Origin of the sequence: Undibacterium sp. Ji83W, from assembly GCF_049340385.1 — a bacterium.
In the GTDB taxonomy this organism is placed as follows: domain Bacteria; phylum Pseudomonadota; class Gammaproteobacteria; order Burkholderiales; family Burkholderiaceae_D; genus Undibacterium.
Genome location: NZ_JBMPOZ010000011.1, coordinates 146829 through 165800, shown reverse-complemented (window position 1 = coordinate 165800; position 18972 = coordinate 146829). Strand labels below are relative to the sequence as shown.

General features: G+C 52.6%; 19 protein-coding genes. 15 read left to right on the top strand and 4 right to left on the bottom strand.

Annotated features, from left to right (window positions below):
- Positions 1 to 62: 62 nt before the first annotated feature.
- Entirely contained in the window at positions 63 to 1292 is a 1230-nt protein-coding gene (locus ACO0LD_RS18825) for an HPP family protein (RefSeq protein ID WP_423009577.1), read from the bottom strand.
- A gap of 165 nt (positions 1293 to 1457) precedes the next feature.
- Between ACO0LD_RS18825 and ACO0LD_RS18820 the strand changes: the two genes are divergently transcribed.
- Positions 1458 to 2210, top strand: coding sequence for an SIMPL domain-containing protein (locus tag ACO0LD_RS18820; protein WP_423009575.1), 753 nt, complete (start codon positions 1458 to 1460; stop codon positions 2208 to 2210).
- A 277-nt stretch (positions 2211 to 2487) separates the two neighbouring features.
- Positions 2488 to 2820 (top strand): DMT family transporter, encoded by a 333-nt coding sequence (locus tag ACO0LD_RS18815; RefSeq protein ID WP_423009573.1) that lies wholly within the window; start codon positions 2488 to 2490, stop codon positions 2818 to 2820.
- A 67-nt stretch (positions 2821 to 2887) separates the two neighbouring features.
- On the opposite strand, the gene ACO0LD_RS18810 is transcribed toward ACO0LD_RS18815, so the two are convergent.
- Positions 2888 to 3343: a hypothetical protein gene (locus ACO0LD_RS18810; protein ID WP_423009571.1), complete on the bottom strand. Its 456-nt coding sequence runs from the start codon at positions 3341 to 3343 to the stop codon at positions 2888 to 2890.
- Between the two features lie 250 nt (positions 3344 to 3593).
- Here ACO0LD_RS18810 and ACO0LD_RS18805 point away from each other — a divergent pair, with 250 nt between their 5' ends.
- The 8 genes from ACO0LD_RS18805 (at position 3594) to eutC (ending at position 9733) form a co-directional block, all read left to right on the top strand.
- Entirely contained in the window at positions 3594 to 4319 is a 726-nt protein-coding gene (locus ACO0LD_RS18805; protein WP_423009569.1) for a hypothetical protein, read from the top strand.
- A 134-nt stretch (positions 4320 to 4453) separates the two neighbouring features.
- Positions 4454 to 4795 (top strand): low molecular weight protein tyrosine phosphatase family protein, encoded by a 342-nt coding sequence (locus ACO0LD_RS18800; protein WP_423009567.1) that lies wholly within the window; start codon positions 4454 to 4456, stop codon positions 4793 to 4795.
- A gap of 87 nt (positions 4796 to 4882) precedes the next feature.
- Positions 4883 to 5092 carry a YgaP family membrane protein gene (locus ACO0LD_RS18795; protein ID WP_423009565.1) on the top strand — a complete coding sequence of 70 codons (210 nt, stop codon included), beginning with the start codon at positions 4883 to 4885 and terminating at the stop codon, positions 5090 to 5092.
- A gap of 1 nt (position 5093) precedes the next feature.
- Positions 5094 to 5687: an RNA polymerase sigma factor gene (locus ACO0LD_RS18790; protein ID WP_423009563.1), complete on the top strand. Its 594-nt coding sequence runs from the start codon at positions 5094 to 5096 to the stop codon at positions 5685 to 5687.
- Positions 5677 to 5883, top strand: coding sequence for a hypothetical protein (locus ACO0LD_RS18785; RefSeq protein ID WP_423009561.1), 207 nt, complete (start codon positions 5677 to 5679; stop codon positions 5881 to 5883). The genes ACO0LD_RS18790 and ACO0LD_RS18785 overlap by 11 nt, the downstream gene beginning before the upstream one ends.
- 224 nt (positions 5884 to 6107) lie before the next feature.
- On the top strand, positions 6108 to 7526 hold the full coding sequence (gene eat / locus ACO0LD_RS18780) for an ethanolamine permease (protein WP_423009559.1): 1419 nt from the start codon (positions 6108 to 6110) through the stop codon (positions 7524 to 7526).
- Between the two features lie 2 nt (positions 7527 to 7528).
- On the top strand, positions 7529 to 8926 hold the full coding sequence (locus ACO0LD_RS18775) for an ethanolamine ammonia-lyase subunit EutB (RefSeq protein WP_423009557.1): 1398 nt from the start codon (positions 7529 to 7531) through the stop codon (positions 8924 to 8926).
- A gap of 6 nt (positions 8927 to 8932) precedes the next feature.
- Positions 8933 to 9733 (top strand): ethanolamine ammonia-lyase subunit EutC, encoded by an 801-nt coding sequence (gene eutC / locus ACO0LD_RS18770; protein WP_423009555.1) that lies wholly within the window; start codon positions 8933 to 8935, stop codon positions 9731 to 9733.
- Between the two features lie 319 nt (positions 9734 to 10052).
- Here the strand turns inward: eutC and ACO0LD_RS18765 are convergent, their stop codons facing one another.
- A complete protein-coding gene (locus tag ACO0LD_RS18765; RefSeq protein WP_423009553.1) occupies positions 10053 to 10865 on the bottom strand; it encodes a hypothetical protein in 813 nt (270 codons plus the stop codon).
- Between the two features lie 382 nt (positions 10866 to 11247).
- Between ACO0LD_RS18765 and ACO0LD_RS18760 the strand changes: the two genes are divergently transcribed.
- The 5 genes from ACO0LD_RS18760 (at position 11248) to ACO0LD_RS18740 (ending at position 18194) form a co-directional block, all read left to right on the top strand.
- Positions 11248 to 12012: an SDR family oxidoreductase gene (locus tag ACO0LD_RS18760; RefSeq protein ID WP_423009551.1), complete on the top strand. Its 765-nt coding sequence runs from the start codon at positions 11248 to 11250 to the stop codon at positions 12010 to 12012.
- Between the two features lie 321 nt (positions 12013 to 12333).
- Positions 12334 to 14502, top strand: coding sequence for a DUF4214 domain-containing protein (locus ACO0LD_RS18755; RefSeq protein WP_423009549.1), 2169 nt, complete (start codon positions 12334 to 12336; stop codon positions 14500 to 14502).
- A 348-nt stretch (positions 14503 to 14850) separates the two neighbouring features.
- Positions 14851 to 15969: a ribosome small subunit-dependent GTPase A gene (rsgA, locus tag ACO0LD_RS18750; RefSeq protein WP_423009547.1), complete on the top strand. Its 1119-nt coding sequence runs from the start codon at positions 14851 to 14853 to the stop codon at positions 15967 to 15969.
- A 330-nt stretch (positions 15970 to 16299) separates the two neighbouring features.
- Positions 16300 to 16659 carry a hypothetical protein gene (locus ACO0LD_RS18745; protein WP_423009545.1) on the top strand — a complete coding sequence of 120 codons (360 nt, stop codon included), beginning with the start codon at positions 16300 to 16302 and terminating at the stop codon, positions 16657 to 16659.
- Positions 16660 to 16793: 134 nt separating this feature from the next.
- A complete protein-coding gene (locus ACO0LD_RS18740) occupies positions 16794 to 18194 on the top strand; it encodes a hypothetical protein (protein ID WP_423009543.1) in 1401 nt (466 codons plus the stop codon).
- A gap of 55 nt (positions 18195 to 18249) precedes the next feature.
- On the opposite strand, the gene ACO0LD_RS18735 is transcribed toward ACO0LD_RS18740, so the two are convergent.
- Complete coding sequence (locus ACO0LD_RS18735) at positions 18250 to 18582, bottom strand: hypothetical protein (protein ID WP_423009541.1); 333 nt, start codon at positions 18580 to 18582, stop codon at positions 18250 to 18252.
- Between the last annotated feature and the right edge of the window lie 390 nt (positions 18583 to 18972).

The following is an 18972-nucleotide window of genomic DNA, read 5'->3' as shown; positions in this document are numbered from 1 at the left end:
TACGCGCATCAACGCAAAAAAACTATCAGGCGATATTTTACCGGCAATGATAAACGACTCTATTAGTCATGGCTATTGACTGCCACACTTTCACTCCCTGTATCTGCCAGCTTCCCCCTATACAAAGCCGCCACCAAATCAGACTGGGTCAGCATGCCTATCAAACGGCGTTCATCATTGATGATGGGGATGTGGTGCAAACCCTGGTCAGATAACAAGGGCACCAGTTCAACGATGTGCATGTCATGACGGGCGGTGCGTACCGGGTGGCTCATGATCTGGCCGACGACTTCTGGCTTGGTGGAATGCATGAGGCGGGTGCGGCGCAACATCTGGCGCAGTTTTTCATCAAACTTTTCATAGACATCCAGGTTGGCGTTCTTCATGAAGTCAACCAGGGTGACGATGCCAATGACACGGCGCGCCTTGTCGATGACGGGCAAGGCCTTGATCCTGTGCTGGCGCAACAGCGTCCAGGCTTCTTCCAGGGTGGTGCCATATTCTGCGGTGACGACGTCTTTGGACATGATATCGGCACAGCTTATTTCACCAAAGCGGCGGCGGTAGGCATGCATCTCGGTTTGCAGGAACAGGGATTCCAGATCGTCGCGACTGATATCGAGTACCTGATTGTATTTTTGCAGCACTTCATCCAGATCACGCGATTGAAAGCCCAGCCTGTCTATGGGCCGCACATCGCCCGTGCCATGTTTGCTGGAATGATCAGGCTGTGCAGCATGTGGATAACGGCGGCCAGTGGCATTGTTATAGGCCAGCGCAAACAGCATCAGCAAGATGGAATTGATGCCGGTCGGTATCAGCACAAACTGATAACCCAGACCCAGTATGGCCGGCCCACCGAGTACCGCAGTCAATGCCACCGCACCACCGGGTGGATGCAGGCAGCGCAGCAAGAACATGGCAGCCACTGCCAGCGCAGTCGCCAGTGCTGCCGTTGCCATCGATGGCCCCAGCAAATGCACGCACATTACGCCCACCAGGGCCGACAGCATATTACCGCCGACTATCGACCACGGCTGTGCCAGCGGGCTGGCGGGTACGCCAAACAACAAGACTGCTGATGCACCTATCGGTGCCAGCAACATGGGGATCATGGGGAGGGCGGCATAAGAGCCCAGCATGGCCCCTGTAGCCAGACCTGTCAGGAACAAACCAGCCAACATGCCAGCACAGGCGCGCAGGCGTTCGCGATTGTCGGTGCCGATTTGAGCGGGTGCGAAAGTCTTGCACCAGGCAAGCAGGCTTTCCAGGGTAGACCATTTTTTTTGCATGGTTTTTTATTTTAATTTGCAACAAAGTGCAATGAGTTTAGGGAAAACAAAAGCTTTATCGCAGTATATGATGATGCGATGCTAATTTTAACAGTGATCGCAAACTCAGTTTTTGCATGGCAACATAGGTTGGCCTTGCTACCTCACCACTCCCTGGAGATTTGAATGAACAAAGACTTATCCCGCGCCCTGGTCATACTCGGCATTTTGCTGGCCCTGGGCATGTCAGCCGCCGCCTTTATTTTTGGTGTGCAGGCCAAGCACATAGGCGCGGGCAAACAGAGTATCTCGGTCAAGGGGTTGGCAGAAAAAGCCGTGCAAGCCAATTATGCAGAATGGCGCATAGGCGTCGCCGTAGTCGCGCCCAGCTTTGCTGAAGCGCTGGCCAAATTGCGCAAGACGCGTCCGGTGCTGGACGATTTCCTGGGCAAGCAAGGCTTTGAAAAAACTGCCTTGAAAGAATCGGAAGAAGCCGTGGAGCCAAACATGGTCGTCGAAGAATTGCCAGAAGGCCGCAGCCGCCAGGTGCAGCGCGGCTACAAGGCCACGCAAAGCATACTGGTCACATCCAAGGATTTGACCAAGGTCACCAATGTCAGCCGCGCAGCCCTGCAACTGGAGGCTGACGGCCAACCGGTATTCCACAGCGCACCGCAATTTCTGGTATCGAACCTGGAAGACATCAAGATGTCACTCATCGGCGCCGCCACCGAAAACGCCAACAAGCGCGCCACTGAATTTGCCAAATACGGCGCAGTCAAAGTCGGCAGCATGCGCTCTGCCTCACAGGGTGCGTTTTATATCTTGCCAGTCGGGACAGAGGTGAGCTCGGATGAATACGGCGGCACTTATGACAAGACCACTATAGACAAGGTGGCTCGGGTGGTGGTGACGATAGAGTATAGTATTGAGCGTTGATCAGAAATGATGCCTGGTATGGTCATTTGCAGGGCGCGTTGTAAGGCACCATCTTCCTGATAAATCATCAGCATCTCGCATGTCGGGACATGGTGTGCACGACGCACCCTACGGGTTACGCTAATCGCTAGGGTGTGCCGTGCGCACCGTTTTTTTGTCAAAATCCATGTAGTCCTCATGTTTTAAACCCCGATTTGCTCAGACATTCGCTGATCTGACAAGACTGTTCAGCCCCCCCATCAACATGCATAATGCCCTCTCACCAAGGACACTTATCATGAAAAACTGGCTCTTCCTGGCTATCGCCATCGTTTCAGAAACCGTCGCTACATCGGCCCTCAAATCCAGTGAAGGTTTCTCACGGCTTGCGCCCTCGGTGCTGGTGGTACTGGGATATGCGCTGGCTTTTTACTTCTTGTCGCTAACGCTGAAGGTCATCCCGGTGGGCATCGCTTATGCCGTATGGTCGGGTGTGGGTATCGTGCTGATTACCGCCGTAGGCTGGTTCATGTTCGGGCAAAAGCTGGATATGCCTGCCTTTTTAGGGATGGCACTGATCATTGCTGGTGTCATTGTGATGAATGTGTTTTCGGTTAGCAAACAGTATTGAGCCCGGCAATTACGTGTTTGCTCTCAAGGCAGCATCCAGATGCTAACGCACAATAAATGCAAACGCATCACCGTTCTGCCATCTTGACACGTCTGCGTGTCAAAAGTGCTTTTATCAGGACAGACAACGAAATATACCAGCCTATAAAAAACGGATTAAGGAACAGGCTACCCACTACTACATGCCAGCCGCCATGCTTCTGAAAACCATTATCCTTTAGGCCAACCTGAATCTTGTAAGCCGTCACCGTCAGGAAAATGAAATTACACGCGGCAAACAGCATGAAAAGCAAGCGTACTTGCGGATTGCTTGGCCCACCAGTCACCACTGCATACCAAAAAATACCCAGGGTAAGCAAATAAATCACTAGACAAATGCCAAGCCGCTTGATGTGGCTGTCCAGTCCAATTTCTTCCCAGGTCTTTGCATCTGGATTCGCGAGTGTTACTGCTTCACTTTTCGGCGCTTTCTTGCTATCTCTGTATTCAGTCTTGATGTCAAATAGCGGTCCCGTGTTTCCCATAATTATCCTGATGTTGTATTGTTTCGGCCGCCGCCGCTCTGGTTACGGCGCAATGCGATGCACCGCATAGTGTATCCGAGTGGTGATCAAGTGTCACCTTCCCATTCTCTTTTTTTAATGACGGAATACCGAAATTGAATACTTCCAGGTACTACCGATGAATGCAAGTACAACAGGGAAATTGTCACAGGTCTCCCTAAATTTTAGGCATATAATTCTCGACTGGCCAACATCAGGTACAAGCTGAACCATGTTTGAAAAAATTTTATCCAAACTGTGGAAGAAAGACATTACGCCGCCTAAAAAAGAAAGTAATGCTGGCGCTACGGACCTAAGCTCTCAAGAGCAGGATAGCGTATCTTTCTCACCTCAATGGATGGATGCTACAGATACCAGAAATCCATTTGGCATTCCCGGCTGCGACTGCTTTGCCTACACACAATCACTGAGATCAACCACAACTCAGGAAAACGTGGAATCCTACTTCAGATTAAGGGGTGATTTTGGTCAAAGACTGATAGGACAGTTTCCCGAGAATTACATCTCAATTCCATGTTCGCTTGAATACCCGTATGCCGGAGAAATTGCCGATGGTGCCTTATTTAAATCCCAAGCGATGGAAGAAAAATGGGACATTTATCTTTACGAATCAAAAATCTATTTCTGCCGTAGTTGGACGGGCCTCCTGGTATATGTCGCTGAAATTGAATTTAATGATGGGAAAGTTCGTATTCAGAAAATTTATGCTCCTCACGAAATTGCTGAAAACGACACCGAATACGCTGTCAGGCAAGTTGACTATCTCAAGAAAGACCATCTCTTCAGATCAGTCGAACCACATCCATTACCCAAGAATTTTCCTTTGGACTTGGACAAAATCGCAGCCTTTTCATTTAGCCAGTATGGAAGCAAATGCTGTTTCGCAACCTATGAAGACACGATCAATTTTCAACGCCCTCCACGCAGAGACATCTGATACGCGACCAAAGACGCCCCCAGCAGTGAACATCCATACACCCTTGAAACAAAGTAGCAAGTATCTGGCATGATGTCGCTGGCACAACCCCCATTCATAACCTCCATTCCATGTAAATTTATCCTATAAGCAATATGCCGGACACCCCCATCAACGCCCTCTTCGTCTGCAGCCGCAACCAGTGGCGCAGCCCGACTGCCGAGCAAGTCTGGCGCAAGCATCCCATGGTGCGCGCCCGTTCTGGCGGCACCAGCCCTAACGCCCGCCACCCTGTCTCTGCTGCTGACATAGAATGGGCAGAAGTGATCTTTGTCATGGAAGAAAAACACAAGTCACGCCTGATGGCCAGCTACCGCAACCTGATTGGCCATAAGCCTGTGCATGTGCTGGATATTCCTGACGAATACAAATACATGGATGCAGAACTGGTAGAACAATTGCAACAGGCAGTGGGTGATATTTTGGGTTTGAACTGATTTTCAAACTATTTTGAAAAAACCTGAATCCTTTTAAGCGTCTGAGCACTCTTGGTCATTGTCATTCATTACAAAGAGGAGTTCAGCATGTTTCATTTCAAACGCAATCTACCCCATTGGGAACGCGCCCTGCGCATCATCAGTGGTCTGCTGCTGTTCTGGCTGGCATACAGTGGTAAAGTTGGCGGTATGTTGAACTGGGTCGTCATCGCCAGTGCTGTCACCATGGTCATGACGGCCTTTGTCGGCTTTTGCCCAGCCTGCGCCATGGTGGGCCGCAAATACCTGGATAACTGAGATGAGCCATCCCCGTCATCAACTACTGGAAGCCGCCCGGCAAGGCGATGGGGCAGCCATTGCCGAGCTGCTGACAGTCTGCCAGCCCGACCTGAAACGCTTTGCACGTCGCACCTGCTCAAATGCCGAAGATGCTGAAGATGCGGTGCAGATGGCCTTGTGGTCGCTGTACCGCAAAGTTGGCGCGTTGCGTTGTGTGGCGACCTTTGCCACCTGGATGTTTCGTATCGTCGAACGTGAATGTTTTCGCCTGCTGCGCATCAAGAAATATCATGATGCACTCGATGAACTCAGCGAAAGCGACATGCCCATGGCCAATATGGTGCCCACAGACCTGCGGCTGGATCTGGTGCGCGCCATGGAACGCCTGTCACCACCCTATCGTGAAGTATTGATACTGCGTGACGTACATGAACTGACAGCACCCGAAGTTGCCGCCCAACTGGGCCTGAGCCTGGAAGCCGTGAAAAGCCGCTTGCACCGCGCCCGTGCACAGGTGCGTGAGCAATTGCTCAATAGTGGATACTGGCTCAAGGATGGTGCGCCCGAGCTTGCCGGAGTTGCCGAGCGTGATGGAGGCAATCATGTTTTGTAGTACGTCTGTGACGGTGCATTTGCTGCGCGGTCTTGGTGCGTTGGCCTTGGTGATCGCTGCTTTCTTGCTTGAACCCCTGGGCATGATCTGGTCGGGTCTGGCACTCATAGCTGCATTTTTGTTGATGCGTGGGTGCCCCATGTGTTGGACGATGGGTTTGATTGAGACTATTTATGAGAGGCGGGAGAAGAAATAGCCGTAGGTTGTGCTTCCTGTAGGTTGGGAAATTATCGTAGGTTGGGCTACGCTTTATCAGCCCAACACTGGGCGTTTGATATACGTATACGTTATTTAAGCGCCGTGTGTTGGGCTGATAAAGCGTAGCCCAACCTACAAAGCCTCCAACCCAAATCTGGCACTTGTGATAACGCCCCGAATCATGGATACTTCAATAACCCCTACCCCACAGTGAGGCTATCCATGACACCCGATCAGGCCACGTCAAGCACGAGTGCGCAGTTAAAACCTACGCTGGGCAGCGTGCAATTGTGGGGCATCGCGGTGGGGCTGGTGATCTCGGGTGAATATTTTGGCTGGAGTTATGGCTGGGCTTCTGCCGGGACCTTGGGTTTTACCGTCACTGCGCTGTTCATTGCGGCGATGTACACCAGTTTCATCTTCAGCTTCACTGAACTGACCACGGCCATCCCGCATGCGGGTGGGCCGTTTGCGTATAGCAAGCGTGCGTTTGGGCCCCTCGGTGGCTTCTTTGCCGGGGCGGCTACCCTCATCGAATTTGTGTTTGCGCCGCCAGCCATTGCGCTGGCTATCGGTGCTTACCTGAATGTGCAATTTCCTGAAATCAATCCCAAGACAGCGGCAGTGGGGGCCTATATCGTCTTCATGGCGCTAAATATTATAGGCATACAAATCGCCGCCAATTTTGAGCTGGCCGTCACCTTGCTGGCGATATTTGAATTACTGGTCTTCATGGGTGTGGTGTCACCTGGGTTTAGCATGTCCAATTTCACCAAAGGGGGCTGGGCCGGGCAAGATCATTTCACTGCAGCCTCACTGCCCGGCATGTTTGCTGCCATCCCGTTTGCGATCTGGTTTTTCCTGGCGATAGAGGGCGTGGCGATGGCGGCAGAAGAATCACGCAACCCGCAACGCTCCATCCCCATCGCCTACATAGGCGGCATCATCACCCTGGTGGTGCTGGCGATAGGCGTCATGGTGTTTGCCGGTGGCGTGGGTGACTGGACCAAGCTGGCGAACATCAATGACCCGCTGCCGCAGGCGATGAAGCTGGTAGTCGGTAATAACAGCAACTGGCTGCACATGCTGGTGTGGCTGGGCCTGTTTGGTTTGATCGCGTCTTTCCACGGCATCATACTTGGTTATTCACGCCAGATTTTTGCGCTGGCGCGGGAGAATTATTTGCCGCATTTTTTTGCCAAAATCCATCCGCGCTTCAAGACACCACACCGTGCAATTATCGCCGGTGGCGCCATCGGCATCGCTGCGATATATAGCGATGAACTGATCAAGATAGGTGGCCAGAGTTTGACAGCGAATATACTCACCATGAGTGTCTTTGGCGCGCTGCTGATGTATATCGTCAGCATGCTCGCCCTGTTCAAACTGCGCCGCAGCGAGCCAGATACGGCACGGCCTTTCCGTGCACCGTTTTACCCTTACTCACCAGCCTTTGCACTGATCAGTGCCTGCATCTGCATGGTCACCATGATTTATTATAATCTGTTGATATTCGGTATTTTTTGCCTGTTCATGGCGCTGGCTTATGTCTACCATGCCATGACTAGCGGCCAGCGTAGTGCGACTGCACAGGATGAAGAAGGCAGCAATCCCATGACGACGGAAACCGCAGCAAGATGATCATGAAGGCAGCACAATTTACCCACATCGTCGGCACGCGCACTTACCAGTTCCGCGACCTTAGTGACTTGCTGGCCAGGGCCACGCCGCTGCGTTCTGGCGACTTGCTGGCAGGTGTTGCCGCAAGCACAGCAGAAGAGCGCGTGGTAGCACAAATGTGCCTGGCTGATTTGCCGCTGAAAACCTTCCTCAATGAAGCACTGGTACCTTACGAGAGTGATGAAGTCACCCGTCTCATCATTGATGAACATGATGCCGCCGCCTTTGCCACCATCAGCCATCTGAGCGTGGGGGATTTTCGTAACTGGTTGTTGTCGGATGCAGCAGATACCGCAACGCTAACGGCACTGGCACCCGGCATCACACCAGAAATGGCAGCCGCCGTCAGCAAGCTCATGCGCGTGCAGGATTTGATACTGGTGGCAAAGAAATGCCGCGTGGTCACGGCATTCCGCAATACCCTGGGGCTGGAAAACCGCATCGCCACGCGCCTGCAACCTAACCACCCTACTGACGATACCACCGGCATCGCCGCCAGCATACTCGACGGCTTATTGTATGGCAGTGGCGACGCCGTTATAGGCATCAACCCCGCCAGCGACAATGTGCCGCAAGTCATCAAGCTGCTGCACATGCTGGACGCCATCATCGATCAATATGCGATACCGACACAGTCTTGCGTGCTCACGCATGTGACCAATACCATGGCGGCCATCGAACGTGGTGCGCCGGTGGACCTGGTGTTCCAGTCGATAGCTGGCACAGAAGCAGCCAACAGCAGCTTTGGTATCAATCTCGCTCTGCTGGCAGAAGCACGTAGCGCCGCCCTGTCATTGGGGCGTGGCTCGGTGGGCCAGAATGTCATGTACTTTGAAACCGGCCAGGGCAGCGCCTTGTCAGCCAATGCCCACCATGGCATGGACCAGCAAACCTGCGAAGCGCGCGCCTACGCCGTGGCGCGCAAATTCCAGCCCTTGCTGGTGAATTCTGTCGTCGGTTTCATCGGGCCAGAATATCTGTATGACGGCAAGCAAATCATACGCGCAGGACTGGAAGATCATTTTTGCGCCAAACTGCTGGGCTTGCCCATGGGTTGCGATGTCTGCTACACCAACCATGCAGAGGCCGACCAGGACGACATGGATATTTTGTTGACATCCCTCGCCACCGCAGGCTGCAACTTCATCATGGGCGTGCCGGGTTCGGACGACATCATGCTCAATTACCAGAGCACGTCTTTCCATGACGCGCTGTACTTGCGGCGCGTGCTGGGCTTGCGGACCGCGCCTGAGTTCGAAGCTTGGCTAAGGCAAATGGAAATATATCGGCACGATGAGCAATTGCACCTGCATGATGCCTTGCCCCGTGGTTTTGAAACTGCCTTGCGACGACTAAGTTGAGCATCAATGAATCCACCCAAGCCACCAGTCCACGCCAACCCCTGGCAAGCCCTGCGCCAATTCACCCAGGCACGCATCGCCCTGGGTCGCGCAGGTGTCAGTGTGCCCACCAATGCGCAACTGGCTTTCCAGCTCGACCATGCGCGCGCCCGTGATGCGGTGCATCAGGCCCTGGATGTCGATGTACTAGCGCAGGCTTTGCAAGCTGCTGGATATGCCAGCCTGCACGTCAACAGCGCAGCACATGATCGCAATACTTATTTGCAACGACCAGACCTTGGCCGCAGATTGAATGAAGCAGCACGACAGCATCTGGGGCAATTGTCATCGCCAGCCAGCGATCTCGCCATCGTCATTGCTGACGGTTTATCAGCCCCCGCCGTTGCACAAAACGCACTGCCCTTCATGGCAAGTTTGCTGACAAGACTCACGCCAGACAACTGGAGCCTGGCCCCCATCGTCATTGCCACCCAAGCCAGGGTCGCCATCGGCGATGAAATAGCTTCCTTGCTGAATGCACGTGCCGTGCTGCTACTCATAGGTGAAAGACCGGGCCTGAGTTCGCCCGACAGCATGGGTGCCTACCTGAGCTGGGCACCTCAGCCAGGCCTGACGGACGCTGCCCGCAACTGCATCTCCAACATACGTCCGGATGGTCTCAGCTACGACACCGCCGCGTATAAATTGCATTACCTGCTGACAGAAGCCCGCAAGCGCGGGATGACGGGAGTGGCGTTGAAGGATGAGACGGAATCGCCGGTACAGTTGGGCAGCCAGACCGTGTCGAATTTCTTGCTGGAAAAGTAGGGTACGCCATGCGCACCGTCGTATGCATCGACAGAAATAAAAGTGGTGTGCATAGCGCCACCTTCAGAGCACGGACTTAGCATGTCCCGATGCTAGCCATTGCCGTGACGTAGGGCGCATTATAATGCGCCGCATGTAATTTCCGCATCCGCAGGTAAATGGCATTGCCGTTTATTGCGATCACATACGGTGCATTACAATGCACCCTACATGACGGCTCTTTTCAAAGCCTGGTGTCACCGTATTCTCTCCACTAAAAGAAGCAATGCCAGGCAGCCTTCTCACCGTCTATTTTCACTGTGAACAAACCCCGACTTTTTTAAAACCGCGCCTTCAAATAAACCGACGGTCCGTTTAAACGCAGGTTCAGTTGCGCACTGTCTTCGCGGCCAAGGTCACGAGTGAGGCTGATTCTGGAGATGCCATAGTCTGCCACGATGCCGACATTCTCCACCGGGAACCACTCCGCACCTATAGTAGCCGTGTAGATATGCCCATTGATGCTGCCACCATTTTTCTTGATGCCAGAAGCTTCTGCAAACATGCGCGTCGATGGCGAGAAGGCATGACGCCAGCCAATTTCAAGCAAGGGTGCAAATGTGCTGCGCTGGAAGCTATCGCTATCACTGGCGCTCAGACCGGGCAAAGCTGTACCTGTCACCGAGCCTGTCACTGTCCCATCGACCGTTGCCCTGTAATAGGCCGCGCCCAAGCCCAGCCCGACAACATCCGAGCCCTGACCCATCCACCATTTATAAGCCACCTGGCCGATTTCCAGCCGGGCTTTTGCGGCAAGTGCGGCAGTGCCGCTCAAGGGTTGGCCATTCAGGGTGGTGCTGCCATTCAGGTTGGACGAGTAGGATTTATCGTAGCGGTAATAGTCGAGAGAAATACCCTGGCTGTGACCCAGCAAAAAATCTGCCCTCACTCTGGGTATGGTCACTCTTTCACCATCATAAGACGGCGTTTCATACCGGCCTGAGGTGGTATTGACACCGAGCTGAAAGCTGGTATCCGCATTGAGAGCGCCGATTGACACGCTGAAACGATCCAGCGCAGGCGACATATTGGACGAGGTGGTATCAGCCGCAGATGCCGTAGATGCTGTAGAAGCTGTTGCCGCTGCTGCCATGCAACTCAAAAAGAGCATTGCCCGGCCAGGTCTTGCGAGCCGCCTGCCCAAATTGATTTGATTAAAATGAGGAATAAATTCAAGTGTAAATCCAGCCATGGATTGCTCCTGATAATAAGATGTTCTTGAAAAAATTGATGTGCGTTTTTACGCATCTGCGCATCTGTAATAAGTGAAGGATAACAATCCGCCACGGAAAATTAAATGGCTGCCTTCTCAAAATCAGGTCGGCGGTTTCCTACATGCATAGCCTTCAGGCCAAGCATTTCGCTGGCACATGCATAGTCTTTTTTAAAATTCCCAGTCCGTTTCTGGCGAGACAGGCCTCGCATCAAAACCAATACTGCTGACTCTTAATAACCAGAAGCAAAGAGGACACAGCATGACAATCTTGAGCAACAAAATAGCCATCATCACCGGTGCCAGTTCTGGCATAGGCCGCGCAGCAGCACTGCTATTTGCAAGCGAAGGTGCGACAGTGATTGCAGGTGCGCGTCGGCAGGGTGAGCTTGATAGTCTGGTGGCGCAAATACGGCAAGCAGGTGGCCGTGCCGTTGGTATTGCAGGTGATGTGCGCCATGAAGCCTATGCACAGACCCTGGTCGATTTTGCCGTCAATGAATTTGGCGGTCTGGACATTGCATTCAATAATGCGGGGACGATGGGTGAACTGGGGGCGACGCCGCAAATCAGCACAGCAGGCTGGCAAGATGCGCTGGACACCAATTTGAACAGCGCATTTTTTGGTGCCAAATATCAAATCCCTGCCATGCTGAAGCGCGGCGGTGGCAGCCTGATTTTCACCTCGACCTTTGTCGGCCACACCGTCGGCTTCCCGGGTGCAGCGGCCTATGCTGCCAGCAAGGCTGGCCTGACAGGCTTGACGCAGGCACTGGCGACAGAATTTGGTGCACAGGCCATACGCGTCAATGCCCTGCTACCGGGCGGCACGGAGACGCCCATGGCGCATGAAATGAACCACACGCCTGAAGCAATGGCCCAGGCCGCCAGCCTGCATGCCTTGAAGCGCCTGGCCCAACCGGAAGAAATCGCGCAGGCGGCGCTATTTTTGGCATCAGATGCTTCGTCTTTCATGACGGGTAGTTCCATGCTGGTGGATGGTGGGGTGTCGGTGAACAGGACTTGAATCTGGCTCCTTAAGTATTCTGAAATTTGTACACGATATTCATGTGCTGAAATTCCACTAGTAGTGGTGCGCCGTGCGAGCCATTTTTACCGTTGCTGATACCTGCAACGGTGGGCACGGCGCATTACCCTACTCACAACTGACCGACACTTGCTTACGCAGGTGTCGGTTAGCAGGCCAGTCTCATTTGCCGTATCGGGCGCAGCGATACTCAATAGGGCAAGACGCCCGCATGTATACAATCCCCCGTTTTTTTGCGATGATGCCGATTCTTTTGGCATGACATTGCCACCATCTTCTACTCAGCAACAAGGTTTTTACATGGCTACCGAAGTCGAGATCCAGAATTTGTACATTGCTTATTTCAATCGCCCTGCCGACAAGGCTGGCCTTGCTTACTGGAAGGATGCGAACCTGAGTATCTTGCAAATCGCGCAAAGCTTTTCTGAACAAAAAGAATATGCTACTGCCTTTGCAGGGTTCACAGCAGAACAAACCATCAATGCCTTGTACAACAATCTGTTCAACCACAAGGCGGACGCTGATGGCCTGGCTTACTGGAGTGGCCAGATCAAATCCGGCAAGGTCAGCATAGGTGCCGCAGCGATTGCGATCTTGAACGGTGCCACAGGTGCAGACCAGATAGCGGTGCAATCCAAAAATGCAGCGGCGATTGCATTTACTCAAAAACTGGCGACTGACCCTGTGACGGCGTATGCGTATAGCATGGGGGGCACGGTATTCAATCTGGCCAAGAACTGGCTGGCACCAGTGATTGACAATGCCAGCGGTGTTAATGCGATCAACAGTTTGGGCATTACGGCAGAAAGAATGGTTTTTAATGCGCCCTTTGGTAGCGACAAACTGGCGGGGATTACACTTGTGCCTGTACTAGCTGGTCAGAATAATACCGGCAAAATTGGCGATTTCAATTTCACAACGGATGATAGTCAGTTGCTAGCAGCAAGTACGCGCCTGACTGGCAATGGTGCGTCTGTTGCACTGAATGTAAACAGTTTTTTTTCACCCGTATCGCACAACGCTACGGTCATCAGCGGCGTGCAAACCCTGAATCTGCAAGCAGGTGCAGATACCAGCAATGCTGGCAGTGATTTCCTCAACAGTTTCAAGACCATCAATGTCAATAAACTCACTGGTGGCGACAATATCGTACTGGGTGGCCTTTCCGGCCAGACTGTAAACCTGAATAATATTACTGGAAATTCGACCGTTACCCTGGGCGGGGCCAACCAGAGTGTAATACAGACTTCCGAGCTGGCGCGGTCGCTGGTCAAGAGCACTACCGCCAATTTGACAGGTGCCAACCTGAACTTCAGCAATGCCAGCACTGGTGAGCACATACTGGAAATTACCGACAGCGGCTATACCAAACTGACTACAGCCAGCATGACAGGTATAAGCGGTATTATTCTGCGAGACACGACTGACAACAGCATCGACATATCGCCATCGCGCGCTGTTTCTATCTCATTGTATGGCACAAAAAATAATCACGTGAACGCCTACAACGGACAAGATGTCAGTATCACTGGCGTTAAAGCCAGTAGCCTGGCTCTTGGTGGCAACAGCAAGTTTACGATTGAAAACAGCCAATTTTCCACCATCAATCTATATGACAAAGGCGGCACGTTAAGTATCAAGGATATCAATACCCAGGAACACTCCATCTACAGTGCCGTTGCAACCAAACTCGATCTGAGTGGTGCCAGTGGAGCCGTTACTTTGTATGGCACCGGGTCATATGACATCACCGGTGTGGGTAACAAAGCCAGTGCTTTTTTCTTTGAGATGACCACGGACGGCAACATCAACCTGACTACAGCCGGCAGCAATAGTGTTGGCTACTACGAGTTCATGGGAACTGGGGCTGTTACTGTCAACATTGGCGGTACGGGCCTCGTAGATCTTGGCTCCAGCCGCAGCCATAGCTCAACCACAGTCTATGTCACCAAACCAGATTCCACTTTATGGCTGAGCGGTAGCGGTGGCTTGATTGATGTCATTGAAGCGGAAGGAAAAGCTGGCAATTTCACTGTTGCCACGGCCACCACCGCCCCAAGCAATATCAAACTAGCCAAGACCGGATTTGGCAGTGACAAAATCAAGATTAACAACTCGACTATAGAGAATATCAAGACCGCGCTGGCGACCATCAGTAATTTCAATGTGACTGGTAGCGACAAGCTCGCAACTGGCATCATAGCGAGCTCACTGAACAAGATCAGCGTCAACAGTTCCGACTTATCCAGTCTGGCAAACAATATAGATCTCAGTATAGCTGCCGCCGGCATTCCCCTGCTTGGTAATAGTGGACAAGCATTTGTGGTCACCGTCAATAATGGTGAAGCTGCGGGTACTTATTTTTACCAGCACAAACCCGGCATGGCCAGCGCTGTTACTGGTAGCGACCTGATCGTCAAACTGATAGGTGCAGGCTTGATCGAATTGAGCACGCTCATCGATTTTTGATGTACCTGACATTTCCGGCCTGGTGGTGGGCTGCAGACCCTGATAGGGTTTGCCCCTTGACGCCCTCGCCCACTGCTGGCACACTACCACTTCCATCAACTACCACAGGAGACAACATCATGAGAACCACGGATATTGCCCTCTTGTCGGCTGCCTGGTCTGCCCACATCGCTCCTGAGCTTCCAAGTTTTAATTTGATTTCATGAGTGTGCTGATGCGCATCTGATCGCGCGCCGACTTCCATTTTCTTTTTTTCGTTCCTGCACGCCCCGGTTTTTTTACCGTGCCTGCGGGATGGTTTAGTGCATCCAAAAACGATGCACGCCTGAATCTGGACACACACTTATCATGATCAATTTTGATTTCGCATCCCTGCGCCTGATCGGCCTGACACCTGCTATCGCCAACCAGTTACATGCATTGGCAGCAGATTATGCTGACGCCGGCGACGATGCCACCCTTGCCACCCTTGCCACCCTTGCCACGCTGCAAATGGTGCGTATTACTGAAGTGCACCGCGACAGCCTGGTCGTTCACAATGGCTACAATACTTTGCAGGCACGCGCCCTGCCGCGCCTCTTGCATGAACTGGCAGCAGACGATGACAGCCTGGCCGTTGGCGACTGGGGCTTGCTCAGCAACATCAGTGGAGATACGGCTAACGCTTACCACTTCATCGCCCGCATGCCACCATTGACGCATCTGGCACGGCGCAATAATGAAGGGCGGCGACAAGCCCTGGCCAGCAATATCGATACTGCCCTGCTGATGATGGGGCTGGACAGTGACTTCAACCTGCGCAGGCTGGAACGTTATTTGGCGCTGGTACACGCCGCCGAAGTTGCCCCTGTGGTGGTACTGACCAAGGCCGATGTGCATGCAGATGCCCCAGCGCGCCTGGCAGAGGTAGAGCAACGCCTGTCCGCCAGCGTGCCTGTGTTTGCCGTCAACGGCCAAAGCAGCATGGCCGCAGACATGCTGGCCCCCTGGATGGCGGCGGGCCAGACGCTGATCTTGCTGGGTTCATCCGGCGCTGGCAAATCGACGCTGACCAATACCCTGACCAGCAGCACGCAAGATACCGGTGCCGTGCGTGCCACCGATGGCCGTGGCCAGCACACCACCACCGCACGCTCACTACACCTGTGCCCTGGCGGTGCCTGCATCATCGACACCCCCGGCCTGCGCACCCTGCAACTCAATCTCGACGAAGAAGCTTTAAGTGCCAGCTTTGCCGACATTGATGCCCTGGCCGCAGAATGCCAGTTCCGCGACTGCAGCCACCAAAGCGAACCTGGCTGCGCCGTGCGTGCCGTGGTGGATGAAGACAGGCTAAAGAACTACCAGAAACTGCTACGCGAAACCCGCCGCAACCAGCAAACCCCGCTCGACAGGATAGCGGCAAGGTCAAAGTGGAAGGTCTTGATGCGCTCGGTGAAGGAGAGGGATAAGGTGAAACGGGGATAGGTTTGGACTAGGTTCAAGGGCGCGGCACGCGGCTGATGCAACATGCCGCGCCATGGATTTGTTATATGTGTTTTGTAGAGCATTTCTGTTAAACGCACCATCAACAATACTGCTGCCAATCTCAGAGTCGTCGCTCCAGCATAGGCTGGAGCCTGGTGGCCTTAGTCGCCCCCCACCAATATCGACAAATTTCAGAGTCTTGCAAGCGACATCTGAATAGTCTCACTTACATTTCACCAGCAACTTAAATTAAAATTACAACCAAGTTAGTTGCAATTTAAAAATAAGTAAATTATAGTATGCACATCAACACCCCGAAAAAAACTCATCATGACTGCGCACAACATCACCACCGTCACACTCTACCGCCCCACCGGCCCCCAAGAACTGGCACTGGTGCGTGACAGCGGCTACAAGAAATGGCCGCCCCGTTTACCGGAACAGCCAATTTTCTATCCGGTGACGAATGCTGAATATGCGATACAGATTGCCAGGGACTGGAATGTAGCCGCAAGCGGTGCAGGTTATGTGACGCGCTTTGAAGTCAACAAAAGTTTCATGGACAAGTATCCAATCGAGACAGTTGGAGGTGCCATTCACACAGAATGGTGGATACCGGCTGAAGATGTAGAACTGATGAATGAAAACATTGTTGGCGAGATTGAAGTCATCCATAGCTTTACAGCCTGAAGTCACTGGATCAATTGTCAGAGCCGTTCCACAACATGTTATAGTCATAAAGCTATCGGTAAGTTCCCTCATTGCCGATAGTCTTCACGCACACCCAAGAACTGCGAATAACTGTACATAAAGCGGACGACACCTTGACCACAAAAAAAGATCGCTGCACCCCAAGCTTGTTTCCTGTACCTGCCAGGCCGAATACAGCAAATCTGACCCGCCTGTTTTTCACACTATTCTGTTTCTCATTCACCAGCACTGCATTTGCCTTTGCACCCAGCACTGGCCTGGAAGAACTCATCGTCGCAGCCGTTGGCAGTTTCTTGTTTAGTGTCATCGCGATGATCGTGATTTTTGTCAAGCTGAAGAAGAATTTCTTGCCGCGGTTATTGATTGCGCTGGCTTCGCCTTTACTGGTTTTTCCGGTTTGCATGGGTGGAAGCATGGGGACGAGTTATGTCATGCACGAGATCAGTCAATCGAAGAAGAACTACGACATAGCACAAGTCGCTCAAGATGAGCAGGGTAACTGGCAGCGCAATCTCTTGCGCATCAGTGCCTGTGACGGTGACCGTGCTGTGCTGGAAACAGAACTGGCATCAGGCAGGCACGACTTCGAGACCAAGAAGCGGGTGTTGGAAGAATGCGTATTGCCCAAGGCGGACGCCATCGCCATGCGTGCCATGTTGACAGACCTGTTAGCACAGAATGCCGGGGACAATGCTTACTGTAGCTACCTGAACCCGGTATTGCAGCGCATGGATACCGGCTTGCTCGATGTGTTTCTCGAGCAGAAGCTGTCGCTGACCTGCCCTTCCACAAGGTACGCTTATGCCGGCATCGCAAAGAACGCACCGTCATGGTGGGAGATATTTCCGGATGGGCAAGCGGCAGATGCAGATCAATTGCTGAACACTTTACGCTATTTACAAGCGCATGGCGTGGAGATGAAAATGGTGGTTGACGGACGTTCCCTGCTATCGCTGGCGATGCTAAGCGGCAAGGCTGAACTCATTTTATATGCACTGGATGCAGGCGTTGATCCCTACGCCATCCCTGCTGATACGAGTATGCTGTCGCCGCAGCAAAGCTGGACGCTGCAACGGTTTTCTTTTCCTGATATGGGAACTTACACTGAAGCGGACAAGAAACGCATACAGTCACGCCTGCGCGACATGAATGGCAAGGAAGCAGAATCGCTGGCCCACAGGCTGCGCATCAAAGGTGGGCTGGAAAGTGCCACGGATGGCGGTGCCGGTTTGCTGGCTTACCTGATACAAAGCGGTGCCAATCTGCGCCGGTTGAACCAGGACGGCAATGGTGTCATGAGCGCTTACACCCACGTTTCACCGGCAGTGGTGGAGGTTCTTAATAAACTCAGCGACCAGCAGTTGAAGGATTTTATCTGTCCAGAAGCCGGGGAGTACGACGATGGTTATCAGTTGTATGCAGAAGCCATCAATGGCGACAACCAGCCCCTGGTCAACTTGCTGAAGCAGCGCAACATGCCGGCGACTTGTCCTGATACGAAAAAGAAGGAATAGCGGCAGACAGAAAGCCGGTGCCAGCCTGCTGCAAACCGATACTGGCTCTTGGTATTTATGTCAATGCCGGTGCCTGCTTAATCGCAGGCAGTGGCACATCCTTACCATTAACTGTCAGGCTGAAGTTCTCGCCGTTGTGTACCAGCCGTACCTTGAGCACACCCTTCTTTTTATAGACGACGATGCCATTCAGGCTTAACTCACCATTTTTGAGTTCAAGGATATTCCCGTTTTCATTCAGGCTGCCACCAACGCCATTCAGGGTAGAAACTTTGGCGTCTCCCTCGACTTTGATGCTGCCGCTATTGGGGGCAGTAACAGCAGCAGATGCAAGCGAGGTTGCCGACAATGCGGCCACCATGCTGATCAAGACAAATTTGGATTTCATAAACGGAAACTCTTGACGGAAGAAAACAGCTACCCTAAGTCATCGCGAATAGTTTGTCAAATAGATAATTAAAGCAGCAGAAAAATCAGCCGTACATGCAAAGTAGCAAGGTCGGTAGCCTGGGTAAATTTGCAGGGTGCCAAGCACGCTTCATCTCGCAATCGTTTTAGCTTAAGCATTGATCCAGGACGAAAAAAAACCTGCCACTGGCAGGTTCTTTTAGAGTCCCCCAAACTGACATAAACGCCCGTACTATCTGTACGGTGGATCTACATCCGTGGATGACATAGGTCTAATAACCTGTTTACGATCTTACTGCGCGAACGCGATCGGGCCTCATGCGCTGCTCAAAATGCTCATGTACCAGAGTACATTCCGCTTTTTGCGCTG